This window comes from Polynucleobacter sp. UK-Mo-2m-Kol15 (genome assembly GCF_018881505.1).
In the GTDB taxonomy this organism is placed as follows: domain Bacteria; phylum Pseudomonadota; class Gammaproteobacteria; order Burkholderiales; family Burkholderiaceae; genus Polynucleobacter.
On sequence record NZ_JACVQC010000001.1, the window covers coordinates 2,075,934 to 2,091,082 of the forward strand.

Consider the following 15,149-nt stretch of genomic DNA (forward strand, 5'->3'; position numbering starts at 1 on the left):
GACGGGGCTTTTCTCTACAATGGGCGCATGTCCCAAGATAGCAAACCTACCAAATCGCCTGCCAGCACTGCTGCTGAGCCCTCTAACTTTTTACGCCAGATCATTGATCACGACCTAGCAAGTGGCGCCTACCAATCCCGCAGCAATCGTGATGGCCAAGCTATCCCCTCTATCATTACACGCTTTCCCCCTGAGCCTAACGGCTATCTCCATATTGGTCACGCCAAAAGTATTTGCCTCAACTTTGGCCTAGCTGCTGATTACAACAATCAAACTGGGGGTGCACGTTGCAATATGCGACTAGACGACACCAATCCCGTCAAAGAGGATGTTGAATATGCTGACAGCATTTTGGATGCGGTCAAATGGCTAGGTTTTGATTGGGGTACTCACCTTTATCACGCAAGTGATTACTTTGATCAACTCTATGAGTTTGCGGAAATTCTGATTCAGAATGGCAAAGCGTATGTGGATAGTCAGAGTGCGGATGACATTCACACCAATCGCGGTAACTTTGGTCAAGCTGGAAAAAATAGTCCTTATCGCAATCGCACCGCCGATGAGAATCTTGCCTTGTTCCGTCAGATGCGTGATGGTAAATATAAAGATGGCGAACATGTTCTGCGCCTGAAAATTGATATGGCGCATCCCAATATTGTGATGCGTGATCCTGTGATCTATCGAATTCGTCACACAGATCACCACCGAACTGGTAGCAAATGGTGTATCTATCCTCTATATGATTTCACGCACTGCATTTCTGATGCCCTGGAAAATGTTTCGCATTCTATTTGTACGCTCGAGTTTGAAAATAACCGTCCTCTCTACGATTGGATTGTTGCCTCATTAGCAGAGCTGGGGGTCTTTAAAAATCCCGTGCCACATCAGTACGAATTTGCTCGCCTGAATTTAACCTACACCATCACTAGCAAGCGCAAGCTGCTGCAATTAGTAGAAGAAAAACAGGTCGATGGCTGGGATGATCCAAGGATGCCAACCCTCGTTGGTATCCGTCGCAGAGGGTATACGCCAGAGAGTATTCGTTTATTCTGCGAACGTATTGGCGTTTCTAAAGCCGATAGTTGGATTGATATGAGCACTCTGGATCAAGCCCTCCGGGATGATCTTGAAGCCAAGGCTCCACGGGCTACTGCTGTCCTCAAGCCACTTAAGCTAGTGATTGACAACTTTGATATATCGGCGAGTGAACCTTGCTCAGCGCCACGCCATCCGCAGCATCCTGATTGGGGTAATCGTGAGTTTCATTTCACAAAAGAATTGTGGATTGAAGAAGATGACTTTATGCAAGAACCTATCAAGGGGTTCTTCAGACTCTACCCACCAATTGGTGATCAGCCCGGAGGACGAGTGCGTTTGCGGTACGGTTTTGTCATTGAGTGCACCGGATTTGAAGTAGATGCTGATGGCAATGTGATTCAAGTTAATGCGACTCACTTTGCAGATAGCAAAAGCGGCACTCCTGGCTCCAACAATTACAAGGTGAAGGGCAACATTCATTGGCTTAGCGTAGTAGAGGCTATACCAGCGCAAGTTCGCCTCTATGATCATTTATTTAATGATCCACATCCAGATAGTGGTGACAAGAATTTCCTTGATGCAATCAATCCCAACTCTAAGCAAACCATTACCGCGTACTTAGAGCCCTGTATGAAAGATGCTAAGGCGGAGGATCGCTTCCAGTTTGAGCGCCATGGTTACTTTGTTGCAGACCAAAGCGATTCCAAACCAGGTCAGCCCGTATTTAATCGTACAGTCGGACTTAAGGATTCTTGGAAATAGTTTTTAGAAACTCTGCCACGCTGGGATAGCGTAGTGGAGTTTTTAGTTCTGCCAGTCGTTCATTTGTTACACGCCTTGACTCCCGCATAAATGACCACAGCATTGGGGATACGATTTTCTCCAACTCCTCGGCTGGCATTCTGGGTGGTCGCTCTAAACCAAATGCATCAGCGACTTCGTCAAAATAATCGCCCATCTTGCTTTCACCGCCGTCACAGGCATTAATCACACGCTGTGGCTTACCGTGATAGACGGCAGCACAAACCAATCTCGCCAAATCATCACTCTGTATGTGGTTTGAGTAAGCATCCTCAGCTGGATTTAAGGTGGGTGTTCTGGCCTGTATGCGCTCAACTGGTAATCGGTCGGCAGCATAAATACCTGGAACTCGCAGGATGGTAAGTGCGACTCCATGGGCTGGAGCCCAAAGACGGAGATAATTTTCTGCATCCACCCTGCGCTTGGCTCGCTCACTTTGAGGGTTAACTGGAGTCACCTCGCTTACCTTACCGCCTGCATGATCCCCATAAACTCCCGTAGTGCTCACATAAACCAGGCGGCTAACAGTATTAGGGCGTTGGGCTAAAATTCGAAGAAGGTTGCGAGTTCGGCAATCACGATGACCTGTATTTTGGGGTGGCGCCAAGTGAATCACAGTTTGAGCCAGGCTACTTAAGCGCCACAAGCTATCAGGCTTGTCCAGATCCCCCAAAATTGGAATCGCGCCAACCGCTCTCAACTCCTGAAAACGAGTTTTCTGGGAAGTTAAGGCATATAAGCGATGACTTCGAGCAAGCTGCTTGGCAACACGCAGGCCAATGTCACCACAGCCGATGATCAGGATTCGAGGTTTACTGAAAGATTGCATAGCTTATATCGTAACGATTTATTGAAAGGAATGAGAGTGTCTTACCAAGTCACGCTCAAGGCGAGCGGCAAACAATTTACTGTCCAGAAGGACCAGACTATTCTGGAGGCGGCACTACAACAAGGCATTACCCTACCTTATGGCTGCAAAAATGGCGCCTGTGGATCCTGTAAAGGCAAGATTCTAGAAGGCATAGTGGAACACGGCCAACATAGTGCTACTGCTTTAACTCCGAAAGATGAAGCTGCTGGCGGCACCTTGTTTTGCTGTGCGCTCCCTCAATCAGACCTTCTGATTGAGGGACGTGAAGTTCAAGTAGCTGGCGATATGGCGATTCGAAAGGTGCCTTGTCGCGTGAATACCATCTCCAAACCCACTGCGGATGTGGCGATTCTTCAATTGCAATTACCAGCTGCGGAGCGCTTTCAGTTTCTGGCGGGGCAGTATTTAGAGTTCTTACTCAAAGATGGGCAGCGCCGCGCCTACTCTATCGCTAACGCACCCGATCAAGAGGGTCCAATCGATTTACACATTCGCCATTTACCAGGCGGCCGCTTTACCGACTTTGTTTTTGGCGTAAAAGATCCCGTGTTAAAGGAAAAAGATATCCTGCGTTTTGAAGGTCCATTAGGCAGTTTTTTTCTAAGGGAAGACTCCAAGAAGCCCATCATTTTTGTTGCAGCGGGTACCGGCTTTGCTCCCATCAAATCGATCATCGAGCAAATGCAGATCAAAAAGATTACGCGCCCGATTTATCTTTACTGGGGAGGGCGACGCCCAAGCGACCTCTACCTTCAGACACTTTGTCAATCATGGGCAAGGGATATTCCAGACTTCAAATACATCCCAGTTATTTCGGACGCTCTCCCAGAGGACCAATGGACTGGTCGAACAGGCTTTGTTCATCAAGCTGTGATGACCGACCATCCTGACATGAGCCCCTATCAGGTTTATGCCTGCGGTGCCCCCGCTATGGTCAATGCAGCCCGCCAGGACTTTTTATCCCTTTGTCGCCTACCTGAGGAAGAATTTTTTGCAGACTCTTTTACTAGCGCTGCTGATCTCGCAATAAACTAACTCTGCCACTAAGCGCGATAATAGAATACTCATTTGATCTTCCTCTGCATACGATATGAATAAGCCAGCCCAATCCTTAGATGCCCACTCAGTGATGTTTATTACCCCACGGCCAGAGTTGGCAATGGTTGAAGGTAAAGGCTCATGGCTGACTGATAACAACGGCAAGCGTTACTTGGATTTCTTACAGGGCTGGGCTGTGAACTGCCTAGGACATAGCAACCCTGGCATGATTGAGGCACTCAATACGCAAGCGAAGAAACTGATTAATCCGAGTCCGGCGTTCTACAACGAACCGATGATTCGCCTATCGAATCTTCTGACCCAAAATAGCTGCTTTAACAAAGTATTTTTTGCCAATAGCGGGGCGGAAGCTAATGAGGGTGCCATCAAGCTAGCGCGCAAATGGGGGCAGCTTAATAAATCTGGTGCCTTTGAAATTATTACTTTTGATCACAGTTTTCATGGTCGCACCATAGCAACCATGAGTGCATCAGGCAAGCCGGGCTGGGACACTATGTTTGCCCCGCAAGTTTCTGGCTTTCTCAAGGCGGATTTGAATGATTTGGATTCTGTCAAAAGACTAGTGACAGATAAAACGGTTGCGGTCATGCTAGAGCCAGTTCAAGGTGAAGGCGGCGTCATTCCCACCACTAAAGAATTTATGCAAGGCTTGCGTAAATTCACCAAAGAAAACAACATCCTGCTGATCGTAGATGAAGTCCAGGCAGGCTGTGGTCGGACCGGGCAACTCTTTGCCTATCAGCATTACGCCATCGAACCAGACATCATGACTTTAGGTAAAGGTATTGGTGGTGGCGTTCCTTTGGCAGCCCTGATGGCAACTGATGCAGTTGCTTGTTTTGTGCCAGGCGATCAAGGTGGCACCTATAACGGTAACCCACTCATGACTGCAGTAGGTATTAGTGTCATCGAGCAATTATTGGCACCAGGATTTTTAGATGCAGTCCGCGCTAAGGGTGAGTTGCTAAGCAAAGAATTGCTTTCTATATCCGCAGAATTTAACCTCAATGGTGAACGTGGCGAAGGCTTGTTGCGCGCCCTTATATTGAATAGTGATGTTGGTGGCAAACTGGTTGAGCTAGCTCGCGATAGAGGTCCAGAAGGCTTGCTGATTAATTCACCAAGACCTAATCTGTTGCGCTTTATGCCAGCACTCAATGTTTCCGATGACGAAATTCTTCAGATGTGCAATATCTTGAGAGAGTTACTCAAGCAAGTTGCATAAAAGCAATCAGATGGAATGTCATAAAGGAGCCTTAAGCTCCTTTATTTTTTGTAGTTAGCCAACTAAATTCTTTGGCAGTGAAAAGGTGACATCCTCAACCACGCCCTCTAAGTTACGAATGCTGCGTGGCCCAAACTCTTGAATCTTTTTCACAATCGAGAGCGCTAGACTTTCTGGGGCTGATGCACCTGCAGTGAGACCCACTCGCCTTTTACCAACAAACCATTCAGCCTCAAGCTGTTCTGGTGCATCAACCATGTAAGCCGGTACACCCAGTTTTTCAGCCAATTCACGCAAACGATTGGAGTTCGAGCTTGCCTTGCTTCCCACCACAATCACAATCTCCACTTGAGGCGCCATAAATTTGACGGCATCCTGGCGGTTTTGAGTTGCATAACAAATATCTTGTTTGCGAGGCCGGACAATATTTGGAAATTGCTGAGTTAAAGCATCGACGATTTCTTTTGTCTCATCTACGGAGAGTGTAGTTTGCGTCACAAAAGCAAGTTTTTCATTTTCACTAAAAGGTAGCTTAGCAACATCAGATACCTTTTCAATTAGATGAACACCTTCCTTGACTTGTCCCATCGTACCCTCAACCTCTGGATGTCCAGCATGGCCAATCATCAGAACTGTAAAACCATCCTTACACATCTTGACGACCTCAAGATGTACTTTAGTAACCAAAGGGCATGTAGCGTCATACACCTGCAGTCCGCGCGCCTCTGCATCCTGACGTACCTCCTGAGAAACACCATGGGCACTAAACACGACGATGCCGCCTTTGGGAACTTCATGCAATTCCTCGACAAACACAGCACCCTTTTCACGCAGACCATTGACAACATAGGCGTTGTGAACAATTTCATGGCGCACATAAATTGGTGCGCCAAAACGCGTCAGTGCTTCATTCACAATATTGATTGCACGATCAACGCCGGCACAAAAGCCGCGGGGCTGCGCCATCACGATTTCTGGGACGTCTTGCGTAGCAGTGTGCGAAGATATTTGCTTATTCATCATTTAGAGAATTGCAATAATTTCAGCTTCGAAGGTGACAGCCCTTCCAGCAAGCGGGTGATTGAAATCAAACCAGGCGCCTTCTTCATTAATCGATTGCAACACACCGGCATATTGGGCGCCACCGGGCGCATTAAATTCAATTACGTCACCAGGATTAAATTCCACATCATCATCGCGACCTTCCTTGAGTGCACCCAAAGAAACCCACTGAATTAACTCCTCCTTGCGCTCACCAAAACTTTCTTCTGGTGGCAGTAAGGCACTTTTCTTTTCACCCACACCCAATCCGATTAATACTTTTTCAAAACAAGGCGCAAATTGACCCGAACCAATCATCACCGTGGCAGGACGATCGATAAAAGTATTGATGTAATCATCCCCACTAGGCAAAGTCAGCCGATAGTTCAGGGTCAGGAAGGAATTGGGCAGCACCGTAAGCTTAGTCATAAGGTAATTGTATCTAGGCCCAGCCCTAGCATGCACTCACCCATTACTGATTGGCCCAAAATGGAGCAGCCTAGGGAGAAACTTCGTAATCTTGGTGCGTCAGCCCTCAGCGATGCTGAGTTACTTGCGATCTTTTTGCGGGTTGGCTTCAAAGGGAAAACTGCAGTGGCCTTAGCTGAAGACCTTATTCACCATTTTGGTAACTTGCCACGCCTACTATCCTCCTCTGCAGAGGAGTTAACCCAGATTCACGGTATGGGTATTTCCAAATGGTCACAAATTCAGGCGGCCTATGAGCTCGTCAAGCGCAGCCTTGAGGAAACCCTCTCCCAAAACTCTGTTTTCTCATCGCCAGGCTATGTCAGGGAGTTCTTGCAAGCCCGATTTGGGCGCCTGCCACACGAAGTCTTCCTTTGTTTATACCTCGACTCACGTCTGCATCTAATCGAGTGCCAGGAGCTCTTTAGGGGCTCTCTGACTCACACTGCTGTATACCCCCGAGAAATCCTCAAGGAGGCTCTGGCTAGGAATGCCAGCGCCCTCATCGTGGCCCATAACCATCCCAGCGGAAACCCAGAACCCAGTCCCGCCGATCAAGAATTAACCAAATTGCTAGCCAAAGCCTTGCGATTAGTGGATATTCCGCTCTTAGATCACTGTATTGTCAGTGACAGCGGTTTTTTCTCATTTTCAGATGCAGGTCTTATGAAAAATGACTTTAAATAGAAGTGATTACTAACTTAATAGCAATTTTTAACCAATACTCGAGGCTGAAACACCTCACCCCTAAAACTAAAGTCAATTAGGGGTAGATGAAAGTGCCCGGAGACTGATACAATCTTCTTTTTTCGCAATTAATGGAGTTATGTCATGGCAAAAGTTTGCCAAGTCACTGGGAAGAAGCCGATGGTTGGCAACAATGTATCCCATGCAAACAATAAAACGAAGCGTCGCTTTTTGCCGAATTTGCAAAATCGCCGTTTCTGGGTTGAATCTGAAAACCGTTGGATTAGCTTGCGCTTAACCAATGCTGGTTTGCGCGTTATCGACAAAAACGGCATCGATGCTGTGTTGTCTGATCTCCGTGCTCGTGGCGAAATTTAAGGAGCGCACAAATGGCTAAAGGCGGCAGAGAAAAAATCAAATTAGAGTCATCAGCTGGTACTGGTCACTTCTATACAACTTCAAAAAACAAGCGTACAAAGCCTGAGAAAATGGAGATCATGAAATTCGATCCAACCATTCGCAAGCACGTTGCTTACAAAGAAACAAAGCTCAAATAATTTATTGACTCGATATTTATTTACAGCAAATAAAAAACCCGCTACACCAGCGGGTTTTTTATTGTCTTGATTTTTACCAAGATCAAAGTTAAATCATCCTTTAAGCGTATCGACGTAATCTTAAAGAGAAGTCACGCAGACTCGATAAACCACTTTCTTCTGCACGCTGACACCAAGCATGTAACTGAGAAACCAATTGATCGCCTGTGGCATTAGAACGACCCCAGATTGCCTGCAAATCACGACGCATCTCGATCATCTTGCGCAGTTGCGCATTGCTGGCCATCAACTCCTCTAGCTTGATTTTTTCTTCTGCAGTCAAACGTGATTCATCTTTGACTAACCAAGCGCGCACATCTTTTAAATGAGCTGCTAACACCTGCATATGTTGAGCCTCATTGCTAAAGAAGGCGCTCAGAGTCTTGCTATAGCGGGCCATGATTTCATAACGGTTTGCGATGATAGCTTCTAGCGTGCCTTGATCGGCAGGACGTAAGTCACTCAATACTGGCTTAGGAGAAGTCTTCTTCACCTTGGCCAAGCCCACAGCACTCAACATCTGAATGTACATCCAGCCAATATCAAACTCGTACCACTTGCTAGAGAGCTTAGCGCTTGTAGCAAAGGTGTGGTGGTTGTTATGCAACTCTTCGCCACCGATCAAAATACCCCAAGGCAAAATATTTCTTGAGGCATCTTCGCAGTCGTAATTACGATAACCCCAGTAGTGACCAATGCCATTAATAATTCCAGCGGCAGTAATTGGAATCCACAGCATTTGTACTGCCCATACGGTTAAACCAATTGCGCCAAACAAAATGACGTCGATGATCAACATCAAGGCCACACCTTGCCAAGAAAACTTCGAATAGATGTTGTGCTCGAGCCAATCATCTGGCGTGCCATGGCCAAACTTATCTAAAGTCTCTTGATTGTGTGACTCTTTTTTATACAACTCAGCACCACGAGAAAGCACAGTATTAATACCCAGAACTTGCGGGCTATGCGGATCATCTTCAGTCTCACACTTAGCATGGTGTTTGCGATGAATGGCCGCCCACTCTTTGGTAACCATGCCCGTTGTTAGCCATAGCCAAAAACGGAAAAAATGTGACATGATGGGGTGCAATTCCAAAGCTCGGTGCGCCTGGCAACGATGCAAAAAAATGGTGACGCTAGCAATAGTGATGTGAGTGGCTAGCAAAGTAAAAATAAGGATCTGCCACCATGCCCAATTTAAATAGCCATGGGATAGCCAATTAAGGAATAAATCAAAATTAGAAGCTGTGTTCAAAAGGGTTTCCCTGAAGGAGATCTAAACCCTTATTTTAATTCTTTAGCAACCTTCTTGACTTTGATCTTGATCTCTTTTTCCCCATCTTTAGCTTTGCCCTGATCACTCATCTCTACGGGAGCAAGAGCCTTCTTTTGGAAAACAGCACCAAAGAAGCCATCCGTACCATGAATATGTGGCCATAACTGCCACCAAGGATTATCTGGAGTGCAGCCTAAAGGAATTTTATCCTTAGGAAACAAAGGTTTAAGAACCTCAGCAGCTGGAACAACCTCAAAATTTGGATGCTTTGCTAAAAAATCCTCTGCAATTTGCTGGTTTTCTTGGGGTAATAGGCTGCAGGTGGCATAAACCAAGCGTCCGCCAGGCTTTAGCAAGCGACTTGCAGATGCCAAAATATTCATCTGCTTTTGATTGAGCTCCAGAACGCCTTCTGGGGTTTGGCGCCATTTGAGATCAGGATTGCGGCGCAAAGTACCCATCCCGCTACAAGGGGCATCCACTAAAACGCGATCGATCTTACCGGCCAAGCGTTTAATCTTGGTGTCATTCTCACTATCAATCCAAACAGGATGAACGTTAGAGAGGCCGCTACGGGCTTGCCGTGGCTTTAAATTGGCCAAACGACGCTCCGATGTATCCAATGCATACAAACGCCCTGTGGATCGCATGATTGCGCCAATTGCTAAAGTCTTGCCGCCGGCACCTGCACAAAAATCTACCACCATCTCACCGCGTTTAGGTGCAAGTAAGTAAGCCAACAACTGACTACCTTCATCTTGAACTTCAAACATCCCCGCTTTAAAGCCAATGGTATTTTGTAAAGCAGGCTTACCCATGATGCGAACACCATCAGGAGCGTAAGGAGTTGGAATGGCTTGATAGCGACCACCAAGGGCATTCATCTCGGTAAGCAATTGCTCACGAGTCGTCTTCATCGTATTGGCACGTAAATCTAAAAGGGCTGGATGCATGAGTGATTTAGCCAGTGCTTCACGTGACTCTTCACCGGGATATTTTCCAAATGCCTCCCACAACCATTCGGGCAAATTATTGCGAACTAATGGATTGAGGGCGCTAGGGTCAACCGTTGCAAAACGTTGTAACCATTCATACTCACCGGTCTTCAACACGTGCGCCAAATCGGCAATTGCACTCTCTGCACGATTAGCAGAACCTAAACCACCCTCAGACAAAGCAGACAGCAAGCCTAACAGGGCTAATCGTCTAGCTTGGGATCCCTCGCCGCTTGAGGCAAATTGTGAGAACTCATTTTTACGACGTAGGATGGCAAAAGCACTCTCAGCAATCAAGGCGCGATCACGATTTCCTAACTGCGGTTCTGAGCGGAAATACCGACTCACCACACGATCAGCAGGCTGCTCAAAGTTGAGTAACTCTGGAATTAAACGCTCTAAATGAATGGCATGCTGAGGCAAAGCCTTGGCATTTGAAAAGTTTTTCTGACCTTCAAGGGCAATAATGTTGCCACTCGCATTGCGACGCTCTGGGCGACGCAATGGATCTTTTGATTTAGCGGCATAACTTTTTTGTGGGCCCAAGCGGGATCCAGATTTTGATCCGGGGCTAGCTCCGCGTGATGAACGTTCTTTACTCATAATTTTATTAATTGCGACTCCGGTGGTTGAACCTGAACTTGATTACCTTCTATTCGCAATCGTCCATCTAGGAACCATTTTACGGCCCGCGGATAAATCTGATGCTCAGCTGCTAAAACTCGCGCTGCCAAGCTATCAGCATCATCACCTGGAAGTACCGGAACTGAGGCCTGGCAGATGATGGGGCCCTCATCGACACCCTCAGTAACAAAATGCACACTGGCACCATGTTCGCCCACTCCAGCCTCCAAAGCGCGCTCATGGGTATGTAAACCTGGGAAGGCAGGGAGCAAGGCGGGGTGAATATTCATCAGGCGACCCTCAAAATGACGGATAAAGCCTGGGGTCAGAATTCTCATAAAACCCGCTAATACCACTAAATCTGCCCCTAGTTCATCGATTTTCGCGATGAGAGCAGCATCAAACGACTCACGCGAAGCATGCTCTCGGTGCTCAATGCTAAAGGCTGGAATACCCTGAGAACGAGCAAAATCAAGGCCCTTAGCTGCAGAGTGGTTGGCAATAACCCCGGCAAAAGTGACCGGCCACCGCTCTTTTTGAGCTGTTTTGACGATGGCCTCGAAATTAGATCCGCGGCCTGAGATTAAGGTGACGATAGATGGCATGCCCACAATATAATTGATGGTTACCCCGAAAGCGACCCTGAAAGTGATTTAGTGAACGTATTCCGTGGCCCTACCCAGTTTTCTGCAGGACCAGCTTGTGCCTTAACCATCGGTAATTTCGATGGCGTGCACAGGGGTCATCTCGCCCTACTGAAACAACTTAAAGATGGCGCCCAAGAACGTGGCTTGGTTAGCTGCTTAATGACTTTCGAACCGCACCCCAAGGAATTCTTTTCTCCAGAGCAAGCTCCCCCGCGCATTTTAAATTTACGCGATAAGCTAGCTGCATTTGCCGACATCGGCATTGATCGTGTAGTGGTGGAGCATTTCAACAGTGCATTTGCTCGCCTCACTCCTGAAGAATTTGTTTCTGAAATCATTGTCAAACAGCTTAATGCTAAATGGATTTTGATCGGGGATGATTTTTGCTATGGAGCAAAACGCGCTGGTAACTTTGAAAGTCTTAAAGCAGCTGGCGAACAATTTGGTTTTGAAGTCTCTAGTATTCTCACCGTACAAGAAGATGGTGAAAGAATTTCTAGCTCAGCACTACGTAATGCTTTGGCCAATGGCAATATGGATCAAGCCAGAAAACTATTAGGTCGCCCTTATGGTATCTCTGGGCATGTTATTCATGGACAAAAATTGGGACGCACACTAGGCTTTCCAACACTCAATCTTGCAGTTGCCAATCACCTACATCACCGCAAGCCCGCTTGCTCTGGCATATTTACTGCACAAGTCTTGGGGCTTGAAGACAAGCCACTCCCTGCTGTTGCCAGTCTCGGCGTAAGACCAACGGTAGAAGATGAGGGTCGCGTATTACTTGAGACCCATATCTTTGATTACAACGGTGATGTCTACGGAAAAATTATTACCGTAGAGCTCTTAGAAAAAATTCGTGATGAGGCAAAGTACGCTGATCTCGATACCCTTACCAAAGCGATTGCATCTGATGCAGCGCATGCCAGAAATTATTTCCAGAAAAAAACTTATGTCTGAAAAAGAAAACTCTTATCCCGTCAATCTTCTAGAAACATCATTTCCGATGCGGGGAGATTTGCCGAAACGTGAGCCACAATGGGTTGCACAGTGGCAGAAAAATAAACTCTACGAAAAGATTCGTGCAGCGCATGCTAATCAGCCAAAATTTATTTTGCATGATGGCCCTCCCTATGCAAACGGTGACATTCACATTGGTCATGCCGTAAATAAGATCCTGAAGGATATGATCGTGAAGTCCCGCTGGCTGATGGGCTTTGACTCTGTATACGTCCCAGGTTGGGATTGCCACGGTATGCCAATTGAGATTCAGATCGAAAAAGAATTTGGCAAAAATTTACCGACTGCTGAAGTCCAATCAAAAGCACGTGCCTACGCCAAGGTACAAGTAGATAAGCAGAAGAAAGACTTTGAGCGCTTAGGCGTCTTAGGTGATTGGAATAACCCTTATCTCACCATGAATTTCCGCAATGAAGCCGATGAGATTCGTGCGCTTGGGAAAATCTGGGAAAAAGCTTATGTTTTCCGTGGTCTAAAGCCAGTGAACTGGTGCTTCGATTGCGGCTCCGCATTGGCTGAAGCTGAAGTGGAATACCAAGATAAGATTGATCCAACCGTAGACGTTGGCTTTGCTTTTGATGATGCACAGCGTCCTCAGCTAGCAAAAGCATTTGGTCTGACTGAAATTCCAACTAAGCCTGGAATGATCGTGATCTGGACAACAACACCTTGGACCATTCCTTCAAACCAAGCACTCAATGTTCATCCTGAACTTACCTATGCTTTGGTCGATACTGGTGACAAGTTACTCATCCTGGCAGAGGATCGAGTGGAATCTTGTTTGCAGGACTTCGGTCTTGAAGGAAAAGTGGTTGCCACTTGCCTGGGTAGTCAGTTAGCCAATATTTCTTTCTGGCATCCGCTTGCTCCATTACATGAAGGCTATAAGCGACTTTCACCAATCTATCCTGCTGAATATGTCACGCTCGACACAGGCACTGGTGTAGTGCACTCCGCACCGGCTTATGGAGAAGAAGACTTTAAGTCTTGCAAAGCAAACAAACTCGCAGATAAAGATATCTTGAATCCAGTCATGGGTAATGGTGTCTACGCTTCTTGGTTGCCACTCTTTGCCAATGAATATATCTGGAAAGCCAATCCGAAGATTGTAGAGGCCATGCGTGAGGCGGGAAGCCTCTTGCGAGATAAGACCTATACCCACTCTTATATGCACTGCTGGCGTCACAAATCTCCGATTATTTATCGCGCCACTTCACAGTGGTTTGCGAGTATGGATAAGAAACCTTCTGATGGCAATACAAGTTTGCGAGAGACTGCATTAGCAGGTATTGATAACACCGATTTCTTCCCAGCTTGGGGTAAACAACGACTGAGTAGTATGATTGCCAACCGTCCAGATTGGACTTTGTCACGTCAGCGCCAGTGGGGCGTCCCAATGGCTTTCTTTGTTCATAAAGAAAGTGGAGAGCCCCATCCACGTACAGTGGAGTTGCTTGAAGAAATTGCCAAGCGCGTTGAAAAAGAAGGTATTGAAGCTTGGCAAAAACTAGAAGCGTCTGAAATGCTTGGCGAAGAAGCGGCTCAATATGAGAAGAATCGTGACACTCTAGACGTCTGGTTTGACTCTGGCACCACGCATTGGCACGTCATTCGTGGCTCACACCGTGATGAGCTCTATCGCCCTGAAGCCGAAAGCGCTGATGGTCGTTTAGCTGATTTATATCTTGAGGGTTCAGACCAACACCGCGGTTGGTTCCACTCATCTCTGCTTACTGGCGCAATGCTCGATGGCAAGCCACCATACAAAGCACTCCTAACGCATGGCTTTACCGTCGATGGTCAAGGCCGCAAGATGAGCAAGTCTGTGGGTAACGTCATAGCTCCTCAACAGGTTGCCGACAAGCTGGGCGCGGAGATTATTCGTTTGTGGGTAGCGTCTACCGATTATTCCGGTGAGATGACCATTTCCGATGAGATTCTGAAACGGGTAGTGGAAAGCTATCGTCGTATTCGCAATACTTTGCGTTTCTTGCTGGCTAACCTCTCCGACTTTGATCCATCAAAGCACAGCATGCCTGCAAGCGAGTGGCTTGAGATTGATCGCTATGCTGTTGCTCTCGCCAATCAATTACAAAATGAAGTTCAGGCTCACTACAAGGCTTATGAGTTCCAGCCTGCTGTAGTGCGCATGCTGACTTTCTGCTCGGAAGATTTGGGTGGCTTCTACTTAGATATTCTGAAAGACCGTCTCTATACCAGCGCACCAGATTCAAAAGAGCGTCGTGCGGCGCAGAATGCCCTCTTTCATATCACCCGCAATCTACTCAAGTGGCTCGCCCCATTTCTCTCCTTTACAGCTGAGGAAGCCTGGTTATCATTCCCGCATGGTTCAGATGAAAAAACCAAGGAGTCCATCTTCATGGAAGAGTTTGGCACTTTTCCAGAAATCACTCAAGCTACCGAACTTCTTGCTAAGTGGAGCCGTATTCGTGAAATTCGCTCCGAAGTAACTAAAGCAATTGAAATTGAACGTGAAGCAGGTAATGTTGGTTCATCGCTACAGGCAGAGCTCACCATCAAAGTAGGTGATATCGATTTTGCAATTTTGCATTCTCTTGAAGATGACTTACGCTTTGTGACCATTACGTCTAGTGCCAACATTGAATTGAGTAATGGTGGCCTCGAAGTCCTGGTGAGAGGTAGTCAATATAAAAAGTGTGGGCGCTGCTGGCATCACACCGCCGATGTTGGCGCTAATGCCGAGCACCCAGAATTGTGTAGTCGTTGTATCAGCAATCTTTTTGGAAGTGGTGAATCCCGTCTTTTCGCATAAACAAAAT

Annotated in this window: 14 protein-coding genes; 8 read left to right on the forward strand and 6 right to left on the reverse strand. The window is 46.8% G+C overall.

Annotation, left to right across the window (positions count from 1 at the left end; translation table 11 throughout):
- Positions 1 to 27: 27 nt before the first annotated feature.
- Positions 28 to 1,800 (forward strand): glutamine--tRNA ligase/YqeY domain fusion protein, encoded by a 1,773-nt coding sequence (locus ICN43_RS10625; protein ID WP_216199624.1) that lies wholly within the window; start codon positions 28 to 30, stop codon positions 1,798 to 1,800.
- Here ICN43_RS10625 and ICN43_RS10630 read toward each other — a convergent pair.
- Positions 1,781 to 2,668, reverse strand: a complete 888-nt coding sequence (locus tag ICN43_RS10630) for an SDR family oxidoreductase (protein ID WP_216199625.1) — start codon at positions 2,666 to 2,668, stop codon at positions 1,781 to 1,783. The genes ICN43_RS10625 and ICN43_RS10630 overlap by 20 nt on opposite strands.
- A 36-nt stretch (positions 2,669 to 2,704) precedes the next feature.
- On the opposite strand from ICN43_RS10630, the gene ICN43_RS10635 reads away from it, so the two are divergent.
- Together ICN43_RS10635 and ICN43_RS10640 are read left to right on the forward strand one after the other, a co-directional pair.
- Positions 2,705 to 3,745 (forward strand): 2Fe-2S iron-sulfur cluster-binding protein, encoded by a 1,041-nt coding sequence (locus ICN43_RS10635; protein WP_216199626.1) that lies wholly within the window; start codon positions 2,705 to 2,707, stop codon positions 3,743 to 3,745.
- 55 nt (positions 3,746 to 3,800) lie between these two features.
- Positions 3,801 to 4,994 carry an acetylornithine transaminase gene (locus tag ICN43_RS10640; RefSeq protein WP_216199627.1) on the forward strand — a complete coding sequence of 398 codons (1,194 nt, stop codon included), beginning with the start codon at positions 3,801 to 3,803 and terminating at the stop codon, positions 4,992 to 4,994.
- 54 nt (positions 4,995 to 5,048) lie between these two features.
- On the opposite strand, the gene ispH is transcribed toward ICN43_RS10640, so the two are convergent.
- Both ispH and ICN43_RS10650 read right to left on the reverse strand, forming a co-directional pair.
- Positions 5,049 to 6,017 carry a 4-hydroxy-3-methylbut-2-enyl diphosphate reductase gene (gene ispH, locus ICN43_RS10645; RefSeq protein ID WP_216199628.1) on the reverse strand — a complete coding sequence of 323 codons (969 nt, stop codon included), beginning with the start codon at positions 6,015 to 6,017 and terminating at the stop codon, positions 5,049 to 5,051.
- Positions 6,018 to 6,464 (reverse strand): peptidylprolyl isomerase, encoded by a 447-nt coding sequence (locus tag ICN43_RS10650; protein WP_216199629.1) that lies wholly within the window; start codon positions 6,462 to 6,464, stop codon positions 6,018 to 6,020.
- Between the two features lie 30 nt (positions 6,465 to 6,494).
- On the opposite strand from ICN43_RS10650, the gene radC reads away from it, so the two are divergent.
- The 3 genes from radC to rpmG all read left to right on the forward strand — a co-directional run bounded on the left by radC (position 6,495) and on the right by rpmG (position 7,747).
- The gene (radC, locus tag ICN43_RS10655) at positions 6,495 to 7,190 is read left to right on the forward strand and encodes a DNA repair protein RadC (RefSeq protein WP_216199631.1); all 696 of its coding nucleotides are present in this window, start codon (positions 6,495 to 6,497) and stop codon (positions 7,188 to 7,190) included.
- Between the two features lie 144 nt (positions 7,191 to 7,334).
- Positions 7,335 to 7,568 carry a 50S ribosomal protein L28 gene (gene rpmB, locus ICN43_RS10660; protein ID WP_011903570.1) on the forward strand — a complete coding sequence of 78 codons (234 nt, stop codon included), beginning with the start codon at positions 7,335 to 7,337 and terminating at the stop codon, positions 7,566 to 7,568.
- 11 nt (positions 7,569 to 7,579) lie between these two features.
- Positions 7,580 to 7,747, forward strand: a complete 168-nt coding sequence (rpmG, locus tag ICN43_RS10665; RefSeq protein WP_015421876.1) for a 50S ribosomal protein L33 — start codon at positions 7,580 to 7,582, stop codon at positions 7,745 to 7,747.
- Positions 7,748 to 7,847: 100 nt separating this feature from the next.
- On the opposite strand, the gene ICN43_RS10670 is transcribed toward rpmG, so the two are convergent.
- From ICN43_RS10670 to purN, 3 genes are read right to left on the reverse strand one after another with little or no spacing between them, the layout of a single operon-like run.
- Positions 7,848 to 9,041 carry a fatty acid desaturase gene (locus ICN43_RS10670; RefSeq protein WP_216199633.1) on the reverse strand — a complete coding sequence of 398 codons (1,194 nt, stop codon included), beginning with the start codon at positions 9,039 to 9,041 and terminating at the stop codon, positions 7,848 to 7,850.
- 29 nt (positions 9,042 to 9,070) lie between these two features.
- A complete protein-coding gene (locus ICN43_RS10675; protein ID WP_216199635.1) occupies positions 9,071 to 10,660 on the reverse strand; it encodes an RsmB/NOP family class I SAM-dependent RNA methyltransferase in 1,590 nt (529 codons plus the stop codon).
- Positions 10,657 to 11,286 (reverse strand): phosphoribosylglycinamide formyltransferase, encoded by a 630-nt coding sequence (purN, locus tag ICN43_RS10680; protein ID WP_216199637.1) that lies wholly within the window; start codon positions 11,284 to 11,286, stop codon positions 10,657 to 10,659. Before purN ends, ICN43_RS10675 begins: the two co-directional genes overlap by 4 nt.
- A gap of 51 nt (positions 11,287 to 11,337) precedes the next feature.
- Between purN and ICN43_RS10685 the strand changes: the two genes are divergently transcribed.
- Together ICN43_RS10685 and ileS are read left to right on the forward strand one after the other, a co-directional pair.
- Positions 11,338 to 12,288 (forward strand): bifunctional riboflavin kinase/FAD synthetase, encoded by a 951-nt coding sequence (locus tag ICN43_RS10685; RefSeq protein WP_216199639.1) that lies wholly within the window; start codon positions 11,338 to 11,340, stop codon positions 12,286 to 12,288.
- Positions 12,263 to 15,142 (forward strand): isoleucine--tRNA ligase, encoded by a 2,880-nt coding sequence (gene ileS / locus ICN43_RS10690; RefSeq protein ID WP_370623203.1) that lies wholly within the window; start codon positions 12,263 to 12,265, stop codon positions 15,140 to 15,142. The genes ICN43_RS10685 and ileS overlap by 26 nt, the downstream gene beginning before the upstream one ends.
- Positions 15,143 to 15,149 lie beyond the last annotated feature (7 nt).